Consider the following 26,674-nt stretch of genomic DNA (forward strand, 5'->3'; position numbering starts at 1 on the left):
CTCAGAGCACGCCGGTGGCCTTGGTCAGCAGCCAGATGCCGACCACCAGCAGGATCGCACCCACGGCCACGGTGAGACCGAACTGGCCCCAGGTGGCGCGACCGGTATGGATTTCCGAGTAGCGCGTATAGGCGTGGTAGCACACGCCGACGAACATCGAGGCGACCACGAGGAGCGCGACCAGCAGCACGATGTCGTAGCCGTAGTTCTGCAGCGTCTGCATGATGCCGCTGCCCTGTCCGCGCGAGGGGTCCTCGATGGTCGGCAGGCCCTGCGCCCGGGCCGCCAATGGCAAGCCCATCAGCGCCAGCGGCGCGAGGACGGTGGTGGCAGCGCGATGGGGAATCGGATGGGTCTTCATGGTGGTCGGGCCTTTCGTGGTGGTCAGGACAGGAGGAAATAGGTCAGCACCAGGTACATCGCGACGAAGCGCACGACGACACCCAGGAACTGGCGCTGGGACAGGCGCTGCTCGGCCCACCCGGTGTAGGCGGTACGCATCGCCCACACGCCCCACAGGAGCAGGACGGCGAACACAAGACCGAGCACCACCGTGGCCACGGCGGCGGGGGCGAAGCCGCCATTGGCCTGGAAGGCGCTGACCTGGGCGGCGTTCATTGGGGTGCCTCCTGGTCGGAGGGCGGGCTGGACTGGCGGTAGTCGCCGGACAGCTCGACCGGATCGCGTGGCTGGGCGCGCGGCGGCGTCAAGTAGTCCTGAATACCCGTCCGAACGCGCTGGAGGTCCTCGCGCAGGCGGGCATGGTCGAAGTGGTAGCGGGCGCGCTGCTGCGGAGCGGTATGGGCGGCGTGCTCGGCGAGGCGGTCGATCAGATCGAGCTGGCGCGCGAGGGTCGCCAACTGCGCATGCTCTGGGGAGGCATCGCCCGCTGACGCGGGCGCGGCATTGGTCAGCGCGACGGCTAGGACTAGGGCCAATGCCGGCGCGCGGCGGCAGTCGGTCGTTGGTTTGCCTGTGGTCGTCATCACGCCATTCCGCAGTCGTCTGGATGGCGGAATGCTGCGGTGGTCGGCTGGAACCTGCCGCAAACAATCGGAATCGGCAGGGTGCCGGATTTACGTTCGTGGTTGGCGTGGCGCGGTTGGGGTGCGGGAGCAGGAGAGCCGCACCCCGTCCGTAAATGGGTTCCAGGAGGGGGCTGAAGTGCCTAACTCACTCCCACAGGAAGGGAGTTCTCATTTGGTGGAGGTCGCCTTCGTTTTGTTCAGATTGGTGAGGCCTGCTCGCATTGCTATTGCAGGTTAGCAACTGCCGTCTTTGTGCTGCCGCCATGCTGGGTGATGCGTGGACGGCATTTGATTCTCACTGCGCCGCGGGTGAACGAGTCATCTGAGGCCTTGCTTGACCAAACATAGGCTTCGCCTGCACCGAGGTGACTCATTTTCTCGGAAGTCAACTCTCCGAGGGCGGCATTGGCCTTCTGGATATGCTTAAGCCAGGCTGGTGAGTTGAACTTGTGCATGATGATCTGTGAGGACAGCTCAATTAGAGAAACGGGAACCGATGGCGGGTCTTGGGACGCGACCATGATGCTGGTGCCTTTATGTCGCATTTCCCGAACCACTTCAACCAATCCGGAAACTAGATCATCGTTCTCTATGTACTTGTGGGCTTCGTCAAATACCACGAGCTTGTTAAAGGCACCTCCTTGGTAAGTGGCTTCCGAGAAAATCTGCAACATCACCACGAACAGACCGAGCGCTTCATCCTTTTCAATGTACTCGTCACGCAGATCCACAATGATCAAGCGGCCCGGACGGATCAGGTCTTGAAGCCGTTGGTTATCGTTGATGTATTCACTGGCGAACAGCAGGCGCGTCTGGGCCAGCTCCTTCAGGTGATCGGACAGGCCAGAGTTATCAATGCCTGCTCGTAGGGCGTCCAAGGTCAGGTTGTCGCGCAGCCCCCTCATTATGAGATTGATCTGGCGCATGTACATGCTCTGGCTGCCAATCGCACCCATCAGGAATTTCCAGTGGGCGGCCTTAAGCTCGGAGGCAGAGAAAGCAATCGGCTTAACCTCGATATCCGGGTATTCGGCCCGGCGATCATCCACCTTGTTCGCAGGGGTAAGAATCAGCACATCTTTCAGCGCTTCTGGGTTGGCCTTGTAACGTTCGCGAAGGACGCGAATCTCCTCATCCACCGAGTTCGAATTGATCATCGAGGTAAACTCCGGCGCATAATCCTGCGTCGGGCTGTAATGGAAGATGACCGTGGCAAGCGGGCTTGGCAGCACGTTGATATGCTGGAACGGCATGGAGGCCATCTCGATCACCGTTCCAAGTGTGTAGCTCTTGCCGCCGCCTTGAACCCCAAAGAGACTGATCGTGTGGGTGTGGTTGAGATCTAGCGCGACCTTTCTACCGGAGACCTCTCCGAGTAATCCGTACTGAGGCGAGTCGCCATTGACGCCGAGCATGATGTCATAGCAGGCCTCTGCTTGAGGCACAGGCTCGGACGCCGGGTGCCCTCCATGCTCTGGTTCAGCATGCGCTTCCGGTACGGCAGCCACGGCAGGTTGTTCGTCATCCTTTTCGACTTCCGAAGCGATAGAAGACGGAGGGGTTGGCTCGACAGGGCTCGCCTGTTCTTCTGCCTCTTGGTGAGCAGGCGCAGGTGCTCCCTCTGCGGCCGGGGGTGCTGGCGCGGTGATTGGTACCTCCGGATCATCGTCCCAGAGCTCATCCACCGTCCAGGACGTTGACCGCGCTCTCTTGGGTGCGATAAAGGCCGCTGTCTCAAGTTTTGGCACGTTCGGTATGAACTGCTCGCTAAGAAGGTGCATGGTCGGTTCTTCCTCAATCTCGACGGAAACAGGCTTGCGGCAGTTCTCCAGTAAGGCGCGAATGAGATCCTTACCGATGCGGTGGAATTCAATGCCAACCTCGTTGTCGGGGGCCTCGGTTCCGGTCTTGTCGAAGTCGAAGATCAGGGCGCAGCGTCTGAACTGAAGCGAGTAGCCCTGCTCGATGGATTCAAGTAGCCCTCGTGCTTCCTGCGCAGCAGTCGCATCAAAGATCCCGTAACGTAGTGAGCGCTCTAGATAGAAACGAAGGATCTGAGCCAACTCCCGGCTCTTGAGCAACCTATCCGGCCGGTCGGGCTTCTTTAAGGCCGGGTCAAAGTGGCGCTGGAGGATGCGCTCGCTCTGATTGATCTGGGCGGAAATCCGTTCCTTCAGTTGGTTGAAGGCCGCAAAGTCGCCCACTTGCGAATAGCATTTCACCTCGACCAGGTTGCAAGTGATCGTTCTGGTGTTCAAATCCAAGTCGAACAATCCCAAGTCGGTGCGTTGCAGACTGATTGCATCATTGACATCGTCTGACTCACCGCTTGAGCGGTAAAGGTCCGTGTGCGCATCCAACGGCACAATGACCTGATTGCTCAATGCGCCCTGATATTCGAGGTAGAGCCGAGCCAAAGCCAGACCAAGTGCCTCCGCCTGTTGTGTGCGAGCAGAAATCAGCTTGAGCGCTAGTTGACCGGACAGCGACCGCAGATTTGCCAGGATCTGAACCGACTGCTCGCCGTCGGCGGACAAGCCATGCTCAAGCAGCACCGGCTTCAGCATCGCCTCCAGTTCATCGTTCGAGCGCGACGAGATGATCAGGTTGTGTGTCGCCTGGGAGCTGGCTCCCGGCACATAGTCAATCAGATAGTCCGGTCTGTTCTTCCGGCCGCCATGGTCGAAGAACTCAATCCCCATATTTCGGTCGATGGTGAACACCCAATCGCTGATCTGGTGAACCTCGTAGATCAGTTCTCGTTGGGCCACATCGAGGCCAAGGGTCACCACAGGCACAGCTTTGAAGCTGGCACCAGAAGCAGCAACCGCTGAGGTAGCAAAGCAGAGGTGCCGGCTCAGGGACGACAGCAAATCGAAGCACGCCGCATGGTTGTCCGCGCCGAGGGAGCGCCCGACAATCGGCCGCTTGTTCCAGAAGGTTCCCGAATCGTCATCAACGAATTCAGTGTCAAAGTCCTGTATCAGCCCATGCAGTGGGGTCACGCCCATCGGCTTCTCTGCAATGGAAAGCTCCTCGGCGGGAAACACATCCAGAAGAACACTGATGTGGGCCGGGAACTCCTTGGAATTTGCATGGAATTCATTCAGGGGGTGCTTGGCCAAGTTCAGTTTGGAGAACAGATGGCTGCCCGTTGAGGTCGCAAATGCGTCGGCGGCCTCGTTTACCGTGGCTCCGGGACGGACCATCGACTCAAGAGCCTCGCCCAAAACAGGTGAGTCGGGATCGGTGGTAAAGAGCCGCACGTCATAGCGCAAATCGGCATGCTCGCGCTTCTGCTGGAGCGATAGCAGAGCCTCCGCAATCACCGATCCGGCCCCAGGGTTGAAGATGTTCAGTGATAACTCTCGAACATAGGGATGCTGAGAGAGATAGCGCTCGATCTTGTCCGCAATGACTTGTCCGGAAATATCTGATCCCGCCGCAGAGGGCTCGGCCAAGCCGAGCGCTGAACAGATTTCCGCCATCAGACCACGGGAATTTTCCTCGGTCGTCGGGGCGTAGAGCGCCCAGAAAGCATTCAGGTTGTCCACCGGAGTGAAGATGCGGCCATCCTCGACGGGAATACCGACCGGATAGGCAGAGGGCACAAGGCCATCCAACAGCGCGGAACGGACGTGAGGAATGTGATCCTTTCCGCCTGACTTGATCTTCTCAATCCAATCCTTACCCAGGGCGACCCAACTGCTCAGCCACAAGGCACGAAGCGGATGGGTTGGGGAGACCAAAACAGCCTCCCGGTGCCTTCCACCGAAGTCGGTCAAGATGACATGAATGGAATCGACGGCCAGCACATTTTTGAGCGCTTGCAAGTGTTGCTGACGCTCGGCACCAGAAGTCGTCTCGGCCTGACGGATGAGGTTCCTGACCAAGTCAAGGTAGCTTTCAGCATACGCGAGGCATTCCCTTTCCGAGTCGCGGAACGAAAGCCCCTGCATGATCAGCTCGGCAGTGTCTTTGCGCACTGCTGCAAAAAACTCTTCGCGGGCAGCCAAGAAGGAAGCCATCGCGGCGGAAGATGGCAGCGTGAGTCCAACCTCGGAAGGCGGCTCGGCGGTATCCAGATTGATCTGCATTCGCCAGCCTGACGGGTGCTTAGGCTCCGCCAAGACGCGCTGCTCGATGGTTTTGAGCATACGCGAAAGCGGAATCTGAACCGCGCCCTCACGACCGAATTTTGCGTGTAGGGTTTCCTGGCGAGAGGTCTTCTTGGAACGACCGCCCTCGGCCCAGGCGACACCACTGATGGCGATATCATCGGGATCGCGTTCATCGCCCAGGGCAGTCAGTTGCAGCCGGAAACGCGCATGCTCCAGGCTCTGCTCAATGGGTATGGCGCGTTGCGGTGGTTCTTCCTCGATGTTGCCACCGGGCAGGACGTAGAAAGGTTCGCTCTCGTAGGAACGTCTTGCGCCCTCGGAGGCGGAATCCGCTTCCAGCGGAATCGGATCGCCATCGGCCGTCCAAGGCATTACACGGATGAAATGCCATCCTTCCTCGAATTCGATCTTATTGAGCTTGGCCAAGTTGGTCGTGCATTGCAGACGGTTCGGCGTCCAGGCCTTGACTTTCTTAGATTTTCCAACCGGGCCGTCATTCTGCGAAATGATCTGAACCGTAAAATGATCAAGCCCGCTTACCTTGCCGGGGTGAGGGCTAACCTCGAACACCACGTTCATTTTGCGGCGGTCGTTCGGCACCAGAACCTGTTGCCCGATGAGGCCGGAGAGTTGGTCGTCGGTCTCATCCTCCTGAACGACTGGCAAGTCGGTCTCCAGTACTGTCAGCAGGACCTTGTCCAGCGAAAGCTCTTCCTGGAACGTCCATTTATCGAATGAAATGCTCCACCAGCTCTTGTCGGTCGCGATGGGCGGCGTCCAGGATTCGGGCTCCTGGACTTCGTATTTTTCAAAATAGGTGAATAGTCGCGACTCCAATGCCTTGTCGCTGAGTCCCAGATCGGCGATACGACCACGAACCGACTTGTGCGAGGCCATCAGACTGCGGACGCTGCCGAGGTTACGGCGAATCTTGCCATTGACCATGCCGGGATCGGCAAAGAGCTTGAAGTCTGGAATCAACGTCAATTCATACAGGCTGGCCCCGAGGGTTTCTCCATCAATCCCGTTTTCGAGCGCAGTGAGCAGGTACCGCACGCGGGAAACATGGTCGGCAAACAGCCACTCCTCGTCGGTGAGGATGCCCAGAAGATCGCGAGCATGGCCAACCAGCGTTGTCGGGAGCCGATCAAGCAGCGAGTCGATAAGGTCCTCGTAGATACCGGCGAAGGTCAGCTCCTCGAAGGTCGCCACACCGAAAGAGTCCTCGGCGCTGGTGCGAAGCGAAGTCGGTATGAAGACCAGCAACGGCTGACGCAGCTCGCCGTTCGCGTCCGGGTTGCGCAACTCCACCAGTTTGGTGGAAGTGACTCGGAAGGGCTGGCCCTCCTGATCATGGCTGCCGAGGATAAAGATATTTCCGTCGGGTCGGGTTCGACGTAGTTCCTTGCAGACCGACTCCATTACCTCGTCATCGAGATCGGTGACCCGCATGCAGTGGCCTGGGCCACGGTCACCCAGGATCGCTTCGATACGGGGGCACAGCAGACAAGCGACCGCCGCATTCAACTTGTCCTGGGAAAGCTTGGTGAACGCATTACTCATGCGTGCCTCCCGTTTTTATCTGTTCCGTCATTTCTCTCAATCGCATAGCGGGGCGATACCTTCTGGGTCACGTAGGCATCCGACAGGTCCTCGTAGAACCCGATTTCACGCAGGCGACGCTTGAAGGCTTCGAGGTTGAGGCGCAGGGCGCGTCTGTCGAGGATGCTGCTGTTGGCCTGTGCTCCTTCCGGCAGCCGGTCGATGTGAAGGCCGTAGCGGCTTCTCAAAAAGGCCAGCAACTCTTCGATGCGAACCTCGCGGGTCACGAAACGCCCGTCATCCTGAGTGAGCACAGCCACCTGAAGGAGCACCTCAAGAAGCTTGCTTCCCAGCACAAACCGCCGAGGACTTCCCTTGGTTCGGGATTGGGCCAACAGGCCGTTCTCCTTGTTCTTCAGCAGCAGTGAGTCCAGGCACTCAGTGATGTACTGGCGGTGATACTTGCCGCGATATGCCATCAGGATTTCTATGAAGGATTCGAACTCGCCAAGGCCCATGGCGGTGACGTCCCGGATCTCCGGATCGATGTCCTCGTTTCCAGAGGCCGACTCCTCGATCAGGCTGGCCAGGCGGAACTTGAAGTAGGCTTGCCGCTCGGCGTCGTGCTCGGGCTTCAGTAGAGAAACCAGATCGCCGACGGTAAACACGCCGGCCCCTGGAGCGGTCAGCTTGCCCGTCTTCTTGCTCAGGTATTCCGCCATCTCATCGAGCTTCTTGACGACGAAATTGGCCTGCACAAAGGCAGGAATCTGGCGATAGAGCCGGTCAGTGGACTTGCGAGCCAGCTCGACCATATGCGGATTATTGACGTCCCCCATATCCACGACCAGCGCCACGGGATCAGGTGAACTCGCCAGCGCATTGTCCGAGCGCTGCTTCACCAGCTTGGGCAGTATCTGCAACAGCTTGAGGTGGTAGAGCGCCAGATGGAATGCCATCAGGGTTTTGAGGTAATCCACCAGCACCGAGCGAGGAATATGGGGCTCATAGGCCAATAGCCGCAGAATGTCGTCGGCCATGGTGTCGGCCTGATCGATTAGAAGTGGTGGAAAGCGCTCGGGCTCCTTGGAGTCCTGTGTGTCCTGAGTAACTTGAGAATCGAAGCGAAGTAGCGCTTGGGTTTCTACATCGACGACCGTGCCGGATTCATGCCTACCGGTTACATGGTCAATCCCAGGGAAAAAGAAGCGTTTTAGCGTGTCTCGGGCGGCCTGGCCCTTGCCTTTGCGGGCATAGTAGAGCATCCAATAAATCTGCTCGGCTGCCCCATAGTCACGGCAGTGCTTCGAATTTCGAAATTTGTAGGTCTCTCCATGAAGCGGGCGCGGAGAGGCGACAGCTTGATTCGACTTGCCCCGATTTACCACATCAAGAAGTTCGGTCTCTACCCACTTGTGGACAATGGAGGGATGTTCGTCAAATCCCTCAAAATACTGCTTAACCTCTTCGGACAGCATCATTTCATCTGCAAATTCTTCTGGCTGCAAAATATTTGCGCGTGGCGGTTTGCGACTGCCATAGCCATTGAATTTGAGGCGAGGAAATAGCATGGTCAGCACACGATCCATTTCTGTGTGCTGCCAATGCAAATAACTGACCTTAGGTGTTCTGAATTCCTTGTCTCTACCCTTGATTGACATGATATTCAGCCCCCTTTTTCAGAAACACCCAATGCCAATACGCCATCCTCTTTTCTGTTTATCTGGTAGAACCGGAGCCCATTCTCCGTCAGCAGAACTTCTTGATAGAGTGCAGCAGATAACAGGTTCTTGAATACCGCCAGACTTAACAGGAAACCTTCCTGCTCCTCGATGCTGGGACGGTAGCCGTTGTTGAGCCGCATCAGCATTTCATAGATGTCGAGGTTGATGCGCAGGCTGGCCTTGTGCCCGTCGCCGGAGTCGTAAAGCAGCACCAGCGCCTGAGACAGGTATTCAAGGAAAGGGTGAGCCGCTGTTTCCTGCGCGGTGCGGAGCGTGAAATGGTCGCCGCCAAAGAGACGGTAACTGCGGATGGTGCCCTTATCCACTTGGCGAACACGCAGCGCCAACTGGTTGCCCAAACGCGCCGGATCGCTCAGACCTTCGCCCCGGTTGATGGCTCGAAGAATGGCCGTAACCTCATCTGTGCTTTTTGCTCCCGGCTGCTCAATGGCATCCAGGAAGGGATCGATGCTTCCATATGGCAGCATCTCCTTCCAGCCGGTGTCGCGTCGCTCAAAGAAATGGCGACGGCGCATATGCGATAAATAATTGCGGTGCTTGGCGATCAGTCGAGCACGGTTCTTCGACGAGTAATCGCGAGGCAGATTGCGGAACAGCGTCGCCACAAGTTCATCGTCGTACCCAGCCCGCTCCGCGAACGAGAAGCGGCTCATGGCCTTGGTCTTGGGATTGAGGAAGCCAAGCTCGCGGTCCAGATCGGGATTGCTGACTTCGGCGACGTCAATTTCGCGCAGCAAGGCAATCAGCCGGTCATTGGATCCTTCCGCCCCACCAAGCCACGAGTTGAAATAGAAACCGTCAAGGATGCGATTCTGGGTTTCTTCACCGCCGTTCTGATAGAGGTGGTGAATGCCGTCGCAATCCTGGGTGCCTACCAGCATGAAGGCCAGCGCCGAACGAAGGTCGCGCATGGTGATGTGCAGTCGGCCGCGCAGGTGCGTAATGGTGTAGAGCATCTTCAGGCGCTCGATCACCTTGGGACCGGCAACCGGGTCCTGGAAGGTCCGGGCGTTGTGATAGGCGTAGCATTTGCCCTTGAGATCGCACTTGTCGCATGCCTGCCAGTATTCCTGCTGGGTCATGCGGGCGATCAGCCGCTCCAGAATCGAAGGTTGACCTTCCTCGGGTTCGGCGACCACCGAGCGCAGGTTGAGGTTGATAACCGCGATACCGCCTTCCGGAGCAGCTCCGGCCAAGCCCTGCTGGATCTGCTTGGCAAGCAACGGGAACTCTTCTTCATGCTCAAGGAAGAAGTCGACCAGCCGTCCCTCGTTGATGGCGATTAGGCGGGTCTGATTCTCGGGCCAGTCGGAGGCATCCTTGCCCGCGAAGGGAGCGAAGAACTTCTGAAGCACGGCATCGTTGCGCTCGTCGCCTTCATCCTGGCTCCCGTCGTAGTTGCTTTGGTAGGTATGCCCCTTGAGCTGGAACACAGCCCCGTTCGCGCCGCGCTGTATCTGTGCGCCCTTGCTCTCGGCAAAGGCCTCGAACTGCTGAATGAAGGCCGTCTTGCCGTCGCCGGCGTTACCGCTGATGATGACCAAACGGAACTCGCCCTTGAGCAGCGCGGGCTTGAGCTTTTCGTCCAGATAAGTCGACACGTAGGTGGCCTTGCCAACTTCGTCGAGGCCACGGGTGCCTGCGTTGGACACCTGGCTCTGGCTATAGAGCGTCAGCAGGTGGGTGACAAAGGGGTTGGTGTTTGGCTTGGTCGGCTCGAAACCCAGCTTGGACACCACCTTGGGTCCGGCACCAATCTCGCCGGTCGTCAGCACCGAGCGCAGGCGCTTGACCTCGGCCAGGGCAATCAGGAACTCCTCCGCCGACGCAAAACGGTCCTTGCGCTCAGGCGCGATCATTTTCGCCAGCACATTGACCAGCGACGAGCTGAGGTCGGCGCAGCCTTTGAACTGCTTGGGGTCCCTGGGCTGAGTCTTGATCGGCGGCGTGGGATCGTCGAATGGATACTTGCCGGTCAGGCACTCATAGAAGGAGATGCCCAAGGCATAGAGGTCACGATCCATTCGATCCGAAGCATCCGGCTCGGAGGAGTAGTCGTAATCCGGCGGCAGGTAACGGCGCGTGCCGCCACCTCCTTGAACCTCATCGTTCTCGGAGACCGCGACGTTGAAATCGATGATACGGACGCCTTTGTCCGTCCAAAGCAGATTGGAGGGCTTGACGTCCTGATGGTAAACGCCGTGCTTGTGGAGATGGGCCAGCCCCTCGGCTGCCTCGCGCACGATGCGCACGGCATCATCCAGCGACAACGCCTCGGCATCGATCAGATCGGAAACATCCAAACCTTCCACATACTCGAAGACAATGTAAGGCGTCTGCTTGGCGTCGGCCATGCGATCCGCCCAGATCACCTTCACCACATGCGGATGTTCGGGGAGATTGGTCAGGGTCTTGTACTCGCGGCGCAGCCGTTCGTACACGCTGCGACGGTCCTTGGTCACCAGTTTGATGACGCGCACCACATCGCCCAGGGAATCGAACACCTTGTAGGCGACGCCGAAGCCGCCGCTGCCCAACTTCTTCTGAATGCGGAAGCGATCCGCCAGGATGAAATCCTGCGGCAAGTTCATCAGGTTATCTGGGAGCTGTGGCACAACCACGGCCGGGCCACTCACATCCGGGCCTGAGTCGTTCTTGGCCTCTGGCAGAATCAGATCATCCAGGGCCTTGCGAGCGATGGCTGCGCTCGTGTGCCGTTCCTCCGGGTCAAACTCGCAGAACTTCTGCAACCACTCGTCGATCCCCTTGGGCAGGTCCGGCTTGTGCTCCGAGGGCTTGATGGGGAACTTGCCGTCGGCCTCCATCATCTGGTCGACGCTTTCAAAGGGCAGCTCGCCGGTCAGCAGTTCAAAAAAGATCAGCCCGGCGGCATAGAGGTCGGAGGCAATGCTGGCCTGGGTCGGGTCCTTAAAGCACTCTGGAGCCTGGTAGGTAGCATCCAGATCATCCACCACCTGATCGGCGATGGTAGAGGTGCGGTTCTTGCCCACCCTGGCGAAATCGAAATCGGTTACCCGGGCCTGGCCGCCCTTGGTCAGCAGAATGGCGTCCGGGGTCAGGTTGCGGTGGATCACCTCATGCCGGTGCGCATGGTCCAGGGCCGACAGCACGTCGCGCATCACTTGGAGCCTCTGATCGAAGGTCAGCGCCATCGAGACCTTGTTGATGTGCAGGCGCAGGGCCTGGCCAGGCAGATCCTCAGTGACCAGCACCACCTTGTCTTCATCGTCGGAGACGAATAGATCCTTCACCGCCAGCACATTGGCGTGGGTCGGCATGTGCGCCACGGCGCGATAGGCGTTGCTGATCTTCTTGAACTCTTCCTTGCGGGCAGCCTCGTCCTGGTACGGGTCGGCCAGGTAGACCCGCAGGCGGGCCATGCCGCCGCTCTTGCCCAACAGGTTGTGTTTGGCGCGGTACTCGGTGTAGCGGTCGGTGCCGCCGAGCTTCTCTTCCACTTGCCAGTCTCGGAACACCAGCGCCGCGCTCTTGGGCTTGGCGTTGCCGGTGATCGCCTTGGCGATCTGGGAATGGAAGCGGGTGATGTTATCCAGCCGGTTGTCGGGAATGCGGCTCGCGTCGCGGAAGTATTTCAGGCAGTGCTTGAAGTCAGTCACGTCCGGGCTGTCGATGCCCGCCTGATCGAACACGGCGGCGTCATCGGCAGTGAGCAACACGGCGGCATGGACATGAGCCTTGCGCAGCTCGATCTGTCCGGGATTGCTATCGCGGATGAAGCTGGCCATCACCTTCGCGTGGTGACGAAGCTTCGCGAGGGGCGAGTGAAACGGTTGCCGCCCCTGCGGATACCACTTGGAGCCATACACATCGATGTTGCCCCGCGTCCCTTTGACATCCACCAGATACACCGCGTGAGGCGCGAGGATGGCGATGTCGATTTCGAACACCTCCTGCCCTTGGCGCATCTCGAAGTTGTGGAAGATCAGCCAGCCATCGGGAAGATGATCCCGAAGGAAGCCGATGGCCTGGCGTTCAGATTCGTTCGCGGGTTGCCCGATGGGTATGACCTTCGCCATTAGCGACCTCCCTCCTCAATGGTGCGCTCGACGAGGGAGCGGGCTTGGTCTTCCAGCTCTATAGCCTTTTCCCTTGCCTCATATGCTGCGATAACAAGGTCATTACAGCGCTTCCTGATATCACTGGACGGATAAGGGATGGGAAGTGAGGGGAGCATCGAGTAATGGTGGTCTTGAAGCTTGCTGCCCACCGAAATAGAACGGAGCATCCTGAAGGCAGACTCGGAACGCATGAAGGCAAAGAGCGCACCACGCTCAATTTCTTTCTCATTGCCGATGACACGCAAGATGTCCTCTGAGTACGCATTTTCGGTCAACTTGCCGTGAATGAATGAAGCACGGCAATAAAGTTCGCTTTCCCCTAGAGTTCCCCTTGCTGCAACCAAAATCGATCCGCTTTCCACCAGCACATCATTTGGCACAAATTTTCTCGCGATCCAACGCCCTTCTGGGCGAAGCCAAAAAAGTTCTTTTTGCCCGACCAACCTGTAAGCATATTCAGGATCTGCATCGATGCGATTAAAGCGGCTACCGCGCTTGAGCGTCCCAGGAACGCACAATTCCCCCAGCGGCTTCCATGGGCCTTGCTTAATGAGTTCGCAAAGACGCTGGAAACGGGGATTGAAATTTAATGCCCGTAAAGTCTGGACTCCAGCAGTCGCTGCAAAGCCCAGATCCGATCCCCAAGAATGCCACTCGCTTGCAGTGATATCCTTCAAACCAACAGAATCGAAGTAGAGCTCCGTTGCCTCAGTTAAATTGGCCTGGTAGTTAGCGAGCAGAGCAGCAGACTGCTCAACAAGGTTATGAGCCTCCTGTTCGATAGTTTCGCCAAGGCGGGGAACCAAGAGGTCAGAAAAATGCTTTGGTTCAAGGTGAGTAATTACCGAACCGTATTTCCCAGAAACAACAAAGGGCACTCCGAATCTCGTACAAAGATATGCATTCAGGTACCCCGAAGGTATTCGCTTCGGGTCAGCAACGATTTTCAGGATATCTTGGTTTGACCAAACGCCATTCATGTCTGAGCGTGCATAGATGGTCCTACCCACCGTTCCGGAACACGTAATTAACGTCATCCCCTCATGCACTCGCAAGTAGTTGAGTTTCCTGGATTGAGCGTCCTTCTTGCTCAGAAGAGGCAATCGGCTCAAATCAGCCTGCATCATGAAAGTGGTCGTTAAAAACGGAACACCGTGTTGCGCATCATCGACATAATTCCTTTCGAACTGAGGGCCGTTGTAAATTCCCCCATCGTGACCTGCTGTCAAATCGGGAAGTACATCAGTTTTGTGTTTCTTTAGGAGCTCGCGAATTTCTACCGCACCAGCCATATAGGGACCGCAGTCGAGCCGCCGCCCATTGTTTTCCAACCAAGTGCTTGGAATCGCTTTCACTTGGAACTTTCTGCTCATAACGTCACCTCGCCGGTCGCACGGAATTCCTTGTATTTCTCTGCCACCAGCGGCAGTTCGTCATGAATACGTGGTGCTCGTTTTATGGAACGCCGAACCTCAACTTGGCCGCCATTACGCACTCGCTCAATAGTGCTCTCTTCAAAGATCAGCACTTCACCATCAGGGGCGCGTTGAAACAGCTTCCCCCGAGTATCTTCTCCAGCCCGATCCACCACGGCCATGAAGACCTTGTATTCGGGGTGTTCGGTATTGATGAGCTCTTCCTGGCTGCGGCGGCGCAGTACCAGGAGACTGGGCAAGGCGGGCGTCAGGCCATATTCCTTCACCGTGACCTTGAACGGCTCCACCGGCAGGTCAACCGAGGCCAAGACCTCGCAGTGGCGGAGAATCCACCAGCGCACGTACTCGTCGCTGGGATTGCCCAGCAAGCCATCGGGCAACAGGATGCCCACGCGGCCGGTGCCGGGCTTCACCCATTGCAGGGCGCGTTCGATAAACAGCACTTCGGGCGGCACACCGCCGATGTTTAGATTGCCGGTGTTGCGGAATCCACCTTCTTCGTCGCGCTCCCAGTTGTTGCCCAGGTCGTAGCGCTCCAGGATGGAGGTGTCGCTCACGGTGTCTTGGGTGGAGAACCAGGGGTTAAGCAGGACGATATCCATATCTCCTAGGTTCCGGCTCATCGCGCGACAAGCATCCTCAACACCGTCAAGATCCCCGTCCGGGAAGGTGCGAGCATCGATGCGGAACACACGACCGGGATTGCCGGTGGTGAACAGCAGGTTCATGCGGCTGGCCACGGCCAGGAAGGGATCGATGTCACAGCCCAGGGCATTGCTGGCCGCCCAGGCGGCGGTTTCGTTTTGCGCCTGGCGGATCTGTTCGTTGGTGGCCTCTTCAGGCGTGGTGCCCACGGCCGCCAGTTTTTTCTTGAAGATGTGCGCGGCGGTCATGGCCAGGAAGGTGCCGGTGCCGCTGGAGCAGTCCATGATGCGTTCACCGGGTTGCGGGTCGAGCATCTCCACCGCCATTTCGGCCACGTTGAGCGGCGTGGGGTAGCGGCCCTCGCGGCCGTCCATCACGCTGCGGGCAACCGCACGGAAGGCCCCGGTACGGTAACGGGGCTGGGTTTCGCTCAGGGAGTAACGGGCCAGCTCCATGACCACGCGGGCGGTCTCGTGGGGTTCCAGCGTCAGATCCCAGCCACGGGTCAGCAGGTTCGGTTGCCAGGCCTTGGCGGCGGCAATGGATTCGGTGATGCGCTGGGCAATGGCCTGTTGGCCCGCCTCGGTGAAAGGCTCGTCACCCCTGATCCAGAACTTGCGCTCACCGGTGGGCAGGGTCTCGTCATGGATCTTGGCCAGCATCAGCACGGCCAACTGCTTGAAGGAATCCTTGTGATCGAGACCAAGATTCCGGTTCAGATATTGACGGCAGCGCATCAGGGCGTCTTCCAGATCTTCCGCTTCGGCGCTGACCTGAATGACACCGCCGGTGCGATCGAGATCGGAGGTGCGTTCGCCCGGAACCGGCCAGACACCCAGCGGTTTGGGCCGGACTTCAAAACGGGTGCGCTCGACCTGGAACAGGAACTCTTCTTGACCGTTGGTCCACATGCCCAGCGTCGCGCCCGGGATCAGTTCCAGCAGCTCCTTGAGCTCGCGCAGGTCGGCGTCGGCCTCGGCAATGGAGCGGAGCTTGTCTCGCTTTTTCTGATTTTTGCAGACGATGATCCGCTGCAGGTTGTCGTTATTGTGCTCGGCATCGGGGCGGAAAATCGCGATGTCGATGCGCTTGCGCCCCTGGCCGGGGATCTGCGGGTTGTAGTTGACCTCCAGATCGTTTCGGTCAAAGCCATAGCTCTCGATGAGCTGGCGCAGAACTTTCTGCACCAGCAGCTTCTTGGCCGAGGCGCTTTCCTTGTTGCCGGTCAGGATGTCGATGAAAAAGTTATCCGGGCCGCTCTCTTCGGCAGCATCCTGCGGGGTCTCGATGATGTCGTCTTGATCGCTCACCCGTTCTGCTCCTTGAGAAATTCGCGGTACTTCTCAGCGATGACCGGCAGATCGTTGTCCTCGATCTTTTCACTGCGGGTCAGGGTCCGTTCCACGAAGCGCCCGCCGATACGGATGCGCTCGATATGCTGCTTGGGCTCGACAATCTCTTCGCCGTCCGGGGTGCGCTTGTAGAGTTTGTTACCACGGCGGTCGAAGCCAACCTTGTCGGCAACGGCCATGAAGACTGGGTATTCCTCGGCACGACCTAGGGCCTCGCGATGCTTCTCCTGGTCGTCCTTGCGGCGCAGGAACAGCAAGCTGGTGAGGATGTTGACGTTGGCTTCGGCAATGAAGGCTTCTACCGGCAGGTCGACGGAAGCAAGCACCTGCGTTTCGCGCATGATCCACCAGCGGATGTATTCCGCGGCCGGATTGCCGAGAACTCCGTCGGGAAGAACGATGCCCATGCGGCCGGTTCCCGGCTTGAGCCACTTGATGCAGCGCTCGATAAAGAGAATTTCGGGGGCAACGCTGCCCTTGAGGACGCCGGTGTTGCGGAACCCGCCTTCGCCGTCCGGCTCCCAGCCATGAGCCAGCTCGTACTGCTCCAGAATGTGCTTGTCCGTAATCGGGATGTCGGAGCCGAAGGGAGGGTTGGTGGCGATGATATCCACCGACGCCAGCGGGATCTCCTTCTTGACGCTGGGCAGGTCGGCTAGATGCCCCAGCGGAAACTCCAATGAGTTGATGTTGTAGATATGTCCACGGCCATCGCCCGCCAGCACCATGTTCATCTGAGCGGCGCGGATCAGGAACGGGTCGAAGTCGGTGCCGAAGACATTGGCGGCGGCATACTCTTTCAGCCGTTCGTGGATGTTCAGGAACTCGGTGGTGTTCTCGTTTCCGGCCTGGATGTTTTGCTCTTCGCGGAACTTCTTCAGCATGTGCCCCAAGGTCGCGACCAAGAAGCCGCCCGTGCCACAGGCCGGGTCCAGCAGAGTCTCGGTCTCTTTGGGGTCGAGCATCTCAATGACCAGCTTCACGACGCCTCTAGGAGTGAAATACTGGCCCCGGTCGCCACGCAGGTTAACGCCAACTAGCTCCTGGTAGGCCACGCCCTTGGCATCGACGTCAGTTCGGGTGAAGTCGTACTTGGCCAGTTCCGAAACGATAAAGGCCAGCGCCCGGTCGGAGAGAGTGATCTCCTCGTTGCCTCGGAAAATATTCTTGTACTGCTTCTTTACCTCGGTGAAGAGCTCCTCGATCCGGACGCGGATGGCTTTGCGCCCTTGTGGCTCGAACTGCTCCTTGGGTCCAGCCCAGAAACGGCGCTGCCAGGCCTGCCGCTGCTTGGCACGCAGGTTCTCGTCGTGCATCTTGCAGAATATTAGGTACAGGAATTGCCAGAAGGCGGCGTCCTTGGGCATGCCCTCGTTGCCATGAATGAAGTTGTGGCAACGCCGGAAGGTGATCTTCAGCATCTCGTTGTCGGCGACACGGGTATGGGCATCGGAGATGACCTCCTTAGTGCCGACCGACTCTTCGGCCATCGGCCAGTCGCCGATGGGGTTGCACTTGGTTTCGAAGCGCTTTTGCTCTTTCTCGACAAAGAAGAACTCCAGGCCGTTGGTCCACAAGCCGTACTGAACGGCATCGACCTCGCGCATGATGGTTTCGATCTCTTCGAGGTCTTTGGCGGCCTGCTCGTAATCGCGGATGCGCATGGCATTTTTGCCGACGTTCGGTTCTTGGCGGCAAATCACTGCGCGGCTGAGATTCTCAATTGTGTGGTCCTTGCCGTGGTGGAAGATGGCCACATCCACCTTCTTGCGCCCGCCAATGGAGAAATCCAGCTCCATGTCTTCCGGAGAGAATCCGTATTCATGGATCAGGGCACGAACTACCCGCTGCCGAACGAGCTCTTTCTTTGTTTCCTTGATCTGTCTGCCGGAAACGTAGTCGAGCGTGTATCCAGCTGGGATGGTGTTCTCGGCCTGCTTGTTCTTCTTTCTGCTCATATAAAAACTCCGCTCACCGAGGCTGGGGTCATTTCTGGTCTTCCTCGCCGAAATCATGGGTTGTGTGTTTCTGCTGCTCTATCCATGTATCGATGTCCTTTCGGGCGAATCGCCACTGACCTCGCACCTTGAACGCAGGTAGTTCTCCAGCCTGGGCCATGGAGTAGACCGTCTTCTCGCCGACCTTTAAGAGCGTGGCGACCTCTTTAACCGTGAACACTTCTTCCCCAAGCATCTGTTCGCTCCTGAAAAGTGACGACGTGGGCAGATTGGCCGGCATGGTCCTGGCCCAAGATCGGCAGGAAAGAGCAAACTTTACCAAACAATGGAGTAGTCTACTAAGCGTGTTAAATGTTGCACAACACTAAACACCTGAGGTAGGATGCGCGGTATGAGTAGCTTTGGAGAGACGATTCGCGACCTTCGGGTGGCACAGAGCCTTGGCTTACGCGAGGCGGCAGGCTTAGTCGGCATTTCGCCCGCCTACTTGAGCCGTATCGAGCGTGGTAAGGAGTCTCCGCCTAGGCCTGAGGTCATCAAAGCTCTAGCGAAGGTGCTGGCGGCAGATCCCGACGTGTTGTTCCGCCTATCGCCTTCGACTGACCCTGAAGTCGTCGACTACTTGCACACGCAGCCTGAAGCGATGGCTTTAGTGCGATACCTCAAGGAGGCGTCATTGCCCGCAGAGGACGTCGCAAAGTTGTTGGAGCTTGCCGAGTCGCTGTCTCGCCCTACCAAGTAGAGAACTGGGCAGGAGGCCTGCAGCAGGCGGCCCGAGTGGATAGTGAGGTGTTGCGATTTCAGTGGGAGCGGCTTCAATGCGCGGGGGATAGGCATGGCACGAATCAGAAAAATCCAGATCGCCAACTTCCGCGGCATCCAGCTGCTGACCTGGTGCCCGACGCCTGGCATCAACTGCCTGATCGGCCCGGGCGACAGCGGCAAGTCCACGGTGCTGGACGCGATCGACCTATGCCTGGGGGCCAGACGCAATGTCCAGTTCTCGGATGCTGACTTCTTCGGCCTGGACATCACAACCCCAATCAGCATCACGCTGACGCTCGGCGACCTCGATGACAGCATGAGGACGCTGGAGGGCTTTGGTGCATTCCTGCGCGGATACCACGCCAACACTGGCGTCGTCGAAGACGAGCCCTCTGCCGGCGCGGAGGTTGTGCTCTGCCTGAACCTGACGGTCGCCAGTGACCTGGAGCCCTCGTGGACCCTCGTCTCCGACCGCGCCGCACAGCAAGGCATCGTCAAGACGCTCGCATGGAAGGATCGCGTCGCCCTGGCGCCCACTCGTATCGGCGCGCTGGCGGACTTCAACCTGGGATGGCAGCGCGGCTCGGTACTGAACCGCATCTCGGAAGAGCGAGCCGACGCGTCGGCCGCCCTCGTCAAGGCCGCCAGAGATGCGCGGAGTGCCTTCGGAGACCAGGCCGAACAACAGTTGGGAGAAGCGCTGGGGATCGTCACCGCCACTGCTCAGGAGCTGGGCGTCAACATCGGCGCTAAGGCCAAGGCGCTGCTGGATTCGCATTCGGTGTCGTTCGGTGGCGGCACCATCTCCCTGCACAACGAAAGCGGCATCCCGCTTCGCAGCCTGGGCGTCGGGTCCACGCGTCTGCTTGTCGCTGGCCTACAGCGCAAGGCGGCCGGTCAGGCGTCGATCGTGCTCTCGGACGAACTGGAGTACGGGCTGGAGCCGCACCGCATCGCGAGGTTCTTGGGCTCCCTCGGCGCCAAGGAGGCCGCTGCTCCGCTTCAGGTGTTCCTCACCACCCACTCACCCGTGGCGCTGAGAGAACTGTCTGGCGGCCAGCTCTTCGTGTTGCGCCGCGGCCCCCTCGGCCATGAGGCTCGCCTGGTCGGCGCCGACAATGACATCCAGAGCACGATCCGCCTCTACCCCGAGGCCTTCCTGGCTGGCTCCGTGGTCGTGTGCGAGGGAGCCAGCGAGATAGGCCTGCTGCGCGGGCTGGACTTATACAGGCTTGACCAGGGGAATGCGTCACTGGCTGCATTGGGCGTGGCCCTCGTCGACTGCGGTGGCGGGGAGCCGGATCGACCGTATGCCCGCGCCGCAGCGTTCCAGTCTCTGGGCTACCGGGTGATGGTGCTGCGCGACGACGACAAGAAGCCCACTCCTGCGGTCGAGCAGGCTTTTGTCGAGAACGGTGGCACCGTCGTCGCCTACCGCGCGGGCCGGGCGCTGGAGGACGAGCTGTTCGGCAGTCTCACGCCGGCTGCCTGCCAGAGGCTGATCGGCTACGCCAACGAATTGCATGGCGACCTGATCGTCGAACACCTGCGCACTGTCTCGAACAACACGCTCACCTTCCAGCAGATCTGGGACGAAATCCAGAACACCGGCCTCCTGTCGGCCGAACGCAGGGCCATCCTTGGTCAGGCGGCGCGCATCCGAAAGGCTGGCTGGTTCAAGCAAATCTCGTGGATGGAGGACGTGGCGAGGACCATCGTTGCACCTGACCTGCATCTTTGCGATCAGGGATTCCGCGCTCTGATGGACCAGGTATTCGGGTGGGCCACTGATGGACCACGTTGAAATCGACCTTCGTGCAATCCAACGCGGAACCGTCACCGCACCGGCCGGCTGCGGCAAGACACAGCTGATTGCCCACGCGCTTGCCGGTCATCGGGGCAACAAGCCCATTCTCGTGCTGACACACACGAATGCCGGGGTCGCGGCCTTGCGTGGCCGGCTGGACCGCGCCGGTGTGCCAGCCAGCGCCTATCGATTGAGCACGATCGATGGCTGGGCCATCCGGCTCATCTCGACCTTTCCGGGCCGCAGCGCCCACGATCCGGAGATTCTGCGGCTGACTGCACCTGCGCGGGACTACCCGGCAATCCGCGACGCCGCCTGGAAGCTCCTGCAGGCCGGGCACGTCAGTGAGGTGCTGAAAGCCTCGTATGCGCACCTGATCGTGGATGAGTACCAGGATTGTTCGGTGCCTCAGCACTACATCGTCTATTTCCTCTCGTTGATCTTGCCGACCTGCGTGCTGGGCGACCCCATGCAGGCGATCTTCGGGTTCCGGGGCAATGCACTGGCCGATTGGAACCAGCACGTGTGCGCGCATTTTCCTGTCGTCGGGGAACTGGCAACGCCCTGGCGATGGCGCAACGCCGGCGCGGAAGCGCTGGGACAATGGTTGCTGGAGGCTCGCCGGTTGTTTGCGACGGGGCAGTCGGTGGACCTGCGTAGTGGGCCACCGGAGCATGTGACCTGGATGCAGGCCTTACCACCCAACGACCATGCCCAGCGCCTAGCCGCTGCGAGGACGGCATCGCCAACCGCTGACGGGCGCGTGCTCATCATCGCCGATAGCCGCAACCGAGCAGCACAGCAGAACTTTGCGAGCCAGACGCCGGGCGCTTCGACGGTCGAGGCCGTCGATCTGCAAGACCTCATCGCCTTCGCTAGCAACTTTGATGCGGGGGCACCGAATGCTCTCGCGCAGTTACTGGCGCTGGCGCAGAGCGTCATGACCAATGTGGGCGTGGCGGAGTTGACGCGGCGCCTGGAGTCGTTGGCAAAGGGAACTGCAAGGAATCCTCCGAACGAGGCAGAAAGCCGCGCACTGGCGTTCGGGCGCGCGCCCTCTCTCGCTGCGGCCGCCGCGCTGTTGTCGGAACTGCGGGCACTGCCGAACGTACGTGTGCATCGGCCGGCCATCCTCTACGGGGTGCTTAAGGCGCTCCGGGAAGCCTCGTCGGGGGCCGTCCCTCTGGCAGAAGCGGCCCGGCGCGTGCGGGAAGAGAACCGGCTGTTGGGGCGCCCGCTACCAAAACGCGCCGTCGGCAGCACGCTGTTGCTCAAGGGGCTGGAAGCCGAAGTCGCGGTGCTGCTTAATATCGAGGGTATGAGCGCACAGAACCTTTACGTCGCCATGACCCGTGGGTCGATGAAGGTCGTAGTGTGTAGTCCTGGTCCAACAGTCGGCTAAATGTACTTCTTGAAGCTTGCCGCCACGATGTTCACCGCCAGTCCCAGCAGAAACGCTGCAGGCAGCAGAATCATCAAAGGGTGCAATGACACTGGCAACGCCAGGTAGGTCACCCACGGCAACACCGCCAGCGGCATCAAGGCCGCCTTCGCCCGGTGATAGACGAAGCCCGATTCCCGCCCCGCGCCGAACTTGCGGATGTCGCGGCGAACCAGTCCATCGATCAAGCCGACGAAGGCCGCGAGCAGGAACAGCGGCAGCGTGAGCACCAAGACCAGCAGGCGGACGATAAACGTCAGAACGGTGAAGCCGGCGGCAATCAGATAGCGCTCGGTCCAGACATAGACCTGGGCGAGGTAATAGCGGAAGTCTCGGTGCGCGCCTGGGCTGGGTGCGCTGGCCTGCGCCGAGGCGTCGCGCGTCCAGTCCAGCAAGCCCGTCTTCACGAAAACCCACTCGTAGGTGCCCTCCACCAGCCAGCGCGCGGTGCGTCCCGGCTCCTGCACGACGGCACTCCGGGTGAAATGGGTGGAGAGCTGGTTCAGTTCGTAGTCGAGCATGCCCTGCGCGTGGCGCCAGCCCTGGTCGGGCCAGAACAGGTGCATGCCGACGCATTCGATGACGATGGACAGCAGCAGCGAGGCGACCAACACGCCGAACAGGCGCCATGGCAGCGTGACCACGCTGGCGACCAGGCTGCGCTGGCGTGCCTGCTGTCGCTCGGCGGTCGCGGCGGGCTCTTTCACGATGGCGCCTCTTCATCCGGCGTGCCTTCTTGCACTTCCTCGGCCAGATCCGCTGGCAACGCGTCGTCGTGCGACCGGGGCAGCCCGTTGCCCTCCCACCATTCCCCCGCCTCGGCGTAGTGCTGGCGCATGTAGCCGGCCAGTTGTTGCAGGTCCCGGGGCATGGCTTCGTCCGGATCGGGCGCAGGCAACGGCATGCGGACCTTCCACAGGTTACCGCCTTCGATGAGGGCGAAACACTGCCCCTTGGGCAGGCCGACCACGTGCGCAGGCTCGATGAGTGGCACGCTCGACGTGCTGATGCGGTCCTGCGCGTTGCTGGTGAAGTCGGTCGGACCGTGGATGTCGGAACTGTCGGTGGCGCCGCTGACCAGCGTGGTGGTATAGACCTCCACCTTCGGCAGTTGTCGTGTCAGCAGTTCGGCGGTGGCGGTCTCGCGCACCCGCAGCATGAACAGGTTGTTGAAGTTGCCGATGACCTGGCCGGCCTTGGCGCGATTGCCGATGCGCGCCTCGATGTCCGAGAGCGTCTGCGTATAGGCCGTGACCTGCATGCCTGCACCGCCACCCTTGTTGATGAGCGGGATGAACTCATCGCCCATCAGTTCGTTGAACTCGTCCGCATGGACATTGATGGCGACCTTGGCATTGGCCGATGCTCCAGGCAAGCCATCGTCGATGCCGTGCTTGTAGATGTGCCCCGCTACCGACACCAGGTCGCTGAACATGCTGTTGCCGACGGCCGCCGCCACTTCGGCGTCGGACAGCGCATCCAGCCCCACATAGACCACGGCACGCTTCCTGATGATCTGCATCCAGTCGAAGATCGGGCGCGGGTCAGACAGGTCGGAATAGTTCGGCGCGAGCAGTTGCGCGATCTTGCCGGTGGTGAGCTTCTCCAGCAGCGGCAACAGCGAAGCGACGATCTTGTCGAAGTAAGTGCGGTCGTAGCGCACCGCAGAGCGCAGGCCGTCGAGCACCGCGTCATAGGTTCGCGTCTGCGACAGGTACTGCTCCAGTGCCACCACCCGCTTCTCTCGCCCGACCATGTGGCGCGGGATGGTCTTGTCGTTGAGGCGTCCTTCGAGTTGGACGATCACCTCCCAGGCCTTGGGCTCGGTTCGGGCGAAGAAGTGCTGGGCGTACTCGATGAACAGCGCGTCGATGTTGACGACGTGGCGCTGGATCAGCAGGTAGTCTGGCCGCTGCCCCAGTTCCACTAGGGCACGCGCGATGATGTTGACGAAGCGCCAGGCGAACTCTCGGAACGCGGCGCTGTTGCCCTCGCCGGAAAGCTGCCCCGCAATGCGGGTGGCGACTTCCGAGATGCGCCCGAACCGGCCCACAGCGTTGTAGCGTGCCGAGATGTCGGGCCAGCCCAAGTGGAACACGTACATCTCGCCCTCGCGTCCGGCGCGCCTGGCCTCGACATACATGCGCTTGAGCAGGTCGGCATCGCCCTTGGGATCGAAGACGATCACCACCTCATGCTCGCCATGGATCTTGCGACGGATGTCCTGGGTGATGAACAGTTCGGCCAGGCGCGTCTTGCCCACGCGCGTGGTACCGAGCACCAGGGTGTGGCCCACACGCTCGCCCAGCGGCAGGGTGACGTCGGTCTCGTGCGGCTCGATGCCATGCAGACGCGGCATGCCCCCCACTGGCGGCAACGGCCGGACCGGGTTGAGCGGGCTGTCCCAGGCCAATGCCCGCGCCAGCCTAGGCAGCGGCGGCGGCGCGAACTCCAGCCGCTCCTCCAGGCGGCGCGCCAGGCGGTAGAACGTCGTCGGTTCGGCGTAGCGCCGGAACTCGGGCTTGTAGGTCTGCGTTAGCCGATGGGTGTGTCGTTGCTCCCAGCGGAAGCCACGCCCAACGAACAGACGGTACTGGCTCACTGGCACGTCACGGCTCGTCATCACGTAGCGAGGCAGACGACGGATGTGGCGGCGGTACCGCAGGATGGCCCAGGCGTCGCGCAGGCGAATCGCGCCGAAGGCCAGGAAGGCCAGCGCGCTGCCGAGGCCGAGTACCGGATTCAACGCGAGCGACCACGGTGCCACCACGCACACCACCGCGGCGCCTGCGCATACGGCAACGGTGTATAGCTCCACCGCTGGCCGCAGCAGGACTTCGACGGCGTGCGGCTGGGCCATCGGGCAGTTCTCACTGTTCGATGCCGGTGGCGGTCACCAGCACCGGGTAGTGGCGCAGCCCCAGGCGCTCGGCCAGTTCGTCCCCGGACGCCGGTGCCAGCATCAGCCCGGGCGCCAGGGCACGCAGTGACGCCAGTGCCTGCGGTGACTCGACCTGGACCACCAACCCCACGGCCCCGAGCTCGCGCAGCGCCGGGGCACGCTGGCGCAGCCAGGCATGGGAGCGCTGGTCATCACCAACCAGGAACATCGGCGTGAACCCCGGCGCCTGGATCGCCCGGGGAGCCACATCGCCAGGGGCCAAATGGGCAGAACGCACCGGCAGCATGGCCGCCTCGCCAGAAGGCCCTTCGGGCAGGCGTGGCATCTCGATCCTGGGAGATGGCCTGCTTCCGGTGCGCGGTTGCAGGTCCAGGGCCTGGTAATAAGGCAGCGCGGAGGCACCGCCATGATCCTCGACGACGATCAAGGGCGGCGATTGTGCGAAAGCGGCTGGCACGGACACGAGCGGCAGCAAGCCGATCAGCCACCGCGTAGCCGGACGGAAGATTCGAGGCTTCATGGCAGGGTTCTCCGGGTATCCGAGCCCCGCGCTGGCTCGCCCAGTACGCGGGCCAAGTGGCGGCCAACACTCTGGCGGTAGCGCGCAGCGGGTGCGCCACCAGCGGGACGGTGGTAGCGGCCGATCGTGATCAGCCAGTCCTGGCCCGGCGCGTGCTGCTCGCGCAGGATCTGCGCGGCCAGCGCCAGGTTCCGATAGGGATCGAGCAGTTCGCAGGGGTGGTCGTAGCGGTGACGCTGGTAGCCCAGGTTGATCTGGCCCAGGCCGGCGTCGATGCGGGTGCGCGGCACGTCGCGCAATGCCTGGTGCAGGCCGGCGCAGGCCTCGGTACGGGTGGCGAATCGACGCGATGCCCCGGCCACGTTGAGCGTCCAGGGCCAGGGCACGAGGCGGTCGTGGTACCGGGTGCCACTCTCCTGCAAGGCCACCGCGTACAACACCGCCGCCGGAATGCCCGCACGCTGTGCCGCGAACTGGTAGGCCGGCGGCGGAACCTCCCCGGCCTTCGCCTGGCCGAGTGCCCAGCAAGCCAGCAGCAGGAGCGCGAGACGCGCGAGGCCTACTGTCGCTGCCATTGGCCGCCGACCTGGCGCACGACGGCGGGCAGTTCGCCCTGCAGGCCGAGGGACAGCCAGCGGCCACCGTCGTGGTTGAGGGTGATGTGCCGTGCGCGCACTTTCGTCGGGTCGATACGGGCCCGGCGTGCCCAATCACGGATGCGTGCGTCGTCGGCGCGACTGCCGACGACATAGACATCGAACTCGACGCCCGACGCCTGCAGCCGCTGCACGGCCTGGTCGCAGGCGGTACAGCCATCCTTCACGAAGACGGCGGTTCGGTCGGTGCCTGATGCGATGGTGGTGCCCGCGCCGGTCGGCTTGGCACCGGGTAGGTTGACCCTCGCCATGCCCGGCGCGATCCGTTGCCAGGCGGCGTCGTAGGCACGCTGGTAGGCCAGCGTCTTCTCGACCCGCCGGGCTTCAGCCCGAACCTGCAATTCCGCGTAGCGGCGGCGCTCTTCGTCGGAACGTGCTTCGATACCGAGGGCCGTGAGCGGGTCGAGGCTGGGCGAGTAGACGCCCAGCGGCCCCTGCATCAACTCGCGATAGCGCGTCCATTCATCCGTGCGCAGCCCCCAGTCCTGCGCCCGCTGTTCGTCGCTGCGAGCGATGGCCGCAGGAGCTTCACGGCTCGGCGCCGTCCTGGCCGCGGTGGTTGCGCCGGTGGGCTGCGCGAGCGCCGCCTGCATGGCGGAGGCGGCCAGCAATGCAACCAGCAACGTCGGGGTCAAGTGGCGCGGGACCATCGGTGT

18 protein-coding genes are annotated in these 26,674 nt (G+C 60.7%); 3 read left to right on the top strand and 15 right to left on the bottom strand.

The features are described from left to right. Position 1: 1 nt before the first annotated feature. From F1599_RS20570 to mads1, 10 genes are all read right to left on the bottom strand, one after another. Entirely contained in the window at positions 2-301 is a 300-nt protein-coding gene (locus F1599_RS20570) for a TIGR03745 family integrating conjugative element membrane protein (RefSeq protein ID WP_425570197.1), read from the bottom strand. 83 nt (positions 302-384) lie between these two features. Further along, a complete protein-coding gene (locus F1599_RS20575; RefSeq protein WP_009463356.1) occupies positions 385-618 on the bottom strand; it encodes a TIGR03758 family integrating conjugative element protein in 234 nt (77 codons plus the stop codon). Continuing rightward, positions 615-986, bottom strand: a complete 372-nt coding sequence (locus F1599_RS20580; protein WP_150084275.1) for an integrative conjugative element protein, RAQPRD family — start codon at positions 984-986, stop codon at positions 615-617. The genes F1599_RS20575 and F1599_RS20580 overlap by 4 nt, the downstream gene beginning before the upstream one ends. A 266-nt stretch (positions 987-1,252) precedes the next feature. Next, positions 1,253-6,712, bottom strand: a complete 5,460-nt coding sequence (mads8, locus tag F1599_RS20585; protein WP_150084277.1) for a methylation-associated defense system ATP-binding protein MAD8 — start codon at positions 6,710-6,712, stop codon at positions 1,253-1,255. Beyond that, entirely contained in the window at positions 6,709-8,352 is a 1,644-nt protein-coding gene (gene mads7 / locus F1599_RS20590; protein WP_134235662.1) for a methylation-associated defense system protein MAD7, read from the bottom strand. The genes mads8 and mads7 overlap by 4 nt, the downstream gene beginning before the upstream one ends. 5 nt (positions 8,353-8,357) lie before the next feature. Further along, entirely contained in the window at positions 8,358-12,494 is a 4,137-nt protein-coding gene (mads6, locus tag F1599_RS20595) for a methylation-associated defense system protein kinase MAD6 (RefSeq protein ID WP_150084279.1), read from the bottom strand. After that, positions 12,494-13,909 (bottom strand): methylation-associated defense system restriction endonuclease subunit S MAD5, encoded by a 1,416-nt coding sequence (gene mads5, locus F1599_RS20600; RefSeq protein ID WP_150084280.1) that lies wholly within the window; start codon positions 13,907-13,909, stop codon positions 12,494-12,496. Before mads5 ends, mads6 begins: the two co-directional genes overlap by 1 nt. After that, entirely contained in the window at positions 13,906-15,927 is a 2,022-nt protein-coding gene (gene mads2, locus F1599_RS20605) for a methylation-associated defense system DNA methyltransferase MAD2 (RefSeq protein WP_150084282.1), read from the bottom strand. The genes mads5 and mads2 (F1599_RS20605) overlap by 4 nt, the downstream gene beginning before the upstream one ends. After that, complete coding sequence (mads2, locus tag F1599_RS20610; RefSeq protein WP_024889607.1) at positions 15,924-17,927, bottom strand: methylation-associated defense system DNA methyltransferase MAD2; 2,004 nt, start codon at positions 17,925-17,927, stop codon at positions 15,924-15,926. The genes mads2 (F1599_RS20605) and mads2 (F1599_RS20610) overlap by 4 nt, the downstream gene beginning before the upstream one ends. Positions 17,928-17,955: 28 nt before the next feature. Continuing rightward, the gene (gene mads1, locus F1599_RS20615; protein WP_223819789.1) at positions 17,956-18,207 is read right to left on the bottom strand and encodes a methylation-associated defense system helix-turn-helix domain-containing protein MAD1; all 252 of its coding nucleotides are present in this window, start codon (positions 18,205-18,207) and stop codon (positions 17,956-17,958) included. Positions 18,208-18,318: 111 nt separating this feature from the next. Between mads1 and F1599_RS26635 the strand changes: the two genes are divergently transcribed. From F1599_RS26635 to F1599_RS20630, 3 genes are all read left to right on the top strand, one after another. Beyond that, complete coding sequence (locus tag F1599_RS26635; protein WP_024889609.1) at positions 18,319-18,669, top strand: helix-turn-helix domain-containing protein; 351 nt, start codon at positions 18,319-18,321, stop codon at positions 18,667-18,669. 93 nt (positions 18,670-18,762) lie between these two features. Then, positions 18,763-20,496 (top strand): ATP-dependent nuclease, encoded by a 1,734-nt coding sequence (locus F1599_RS20625; RefSeq protein ID WP_150084284.1) that lies wholly within the window; start codon positions 18,763-18,765, stop codon positions 20,494-20,496. After that, on the top strand, positions 20,483-21,901 hold the full coding sequence (locus F1599_RS20630; RefSeq protein ID WP_150084285.1) for a UvrD-helicase domain-containing protein: 1,419 nt from the start codon (positions 20,483-20,485) through the stop codon (positions 21,899-21,901). Before F1599_RS20625 ends, F1599_RS20630 begins: the two co-directional genes overlap by 14 nt. Here F1599_RS20630 and F1599_RS20635 read toward each other — a convergent pair. From F1599_RS20635 to F1599_RS20655, 5 genes are read right to left on the bottom strand one after another with little or no spacing between them, the layout of a single operon-like run. Beyond that, the gene (locus F1599_RS20635) at positions 21,898-22,647 is read right to left on the bottom strand and encodes a TIGR03747 family integrating conjugative element membrane protein (protein WP_150084287.1); all 750 of its coding nucleotides are present in this window, start codon (positions 22,645-22,647) and stop codon (positions 21,898-21,900) included. The genes F1599_RS20630 and F1599_RS20635 overlap by 4 nt on opposite strands. Then, a complete protein-coding gene (gene traD / locus F1599_RS20640) occupies positions 22,644-24,800 on the bottom strand; it encodes a type IV conjugative transfer system coupling protein TraD (RefSeq protein ID WP_150084289.1) in 2,157 nt (718 codons plus the stop codon). Before traD ends, F1599_RS20635 begins: the two co-directional genes overlap by 4 nt. Positions 24,801-24,810: 10 nt before the next feature. After that, positions 24,811-25,362, bottom strand: a complete 552-nt coding sequence (locus F1599_RS20645) for an integrating conjugative element protein (protein ID WP_058875860.1) — start codon at positions 25,360-25,362, stop codon at positions 24,811-24,813. Then, the gene (locus F1599_RS20650; protein ID WP_058875861.1) at positions 25,359-25,937 is read right to left on the bottom strand and encodes a transglycosylase SLT domain-containing protein; all 579 of its coding nucleotides are present in this window, start codon (positions 25,935-25,937) and stop codon (positions 25,359-25,361) included. The genes F1599_RS20645 and F1599_RS20650 overlap by 4 nt, the downstream gene beginning before the upstream one ends. After that, on the bottom strand, positions 25,922-26,611 hold the full coding sequence (locus F1599_RS20655) for a TIGR03759 family integrating conjugative element protein (RefSeq protein WP_395896791.1): 690 nt from the start codon (positions 26,609-26,611) through the stop codon (positions 25,922-25,924). The genes F1599_RS20650 and F1599_RS20655 overlap by 16 nt, the downstream gene beginning before the upstream one ends. Between the last annotated feature and the right edge of the window lie 63 nt (positions 26,612-26,674).

Origin of the sequence: Cupriavidus cauae, assembly GCF_008632125.1 — a bacterium.
GTDB classification, from domain to species: domain Bacteria; phylum Pseudomonadota; class Gammaproteobacteria; order Burkholderiales; family Burkholderiaceae; genus Cupriavidus; species Cupriavidus cauae.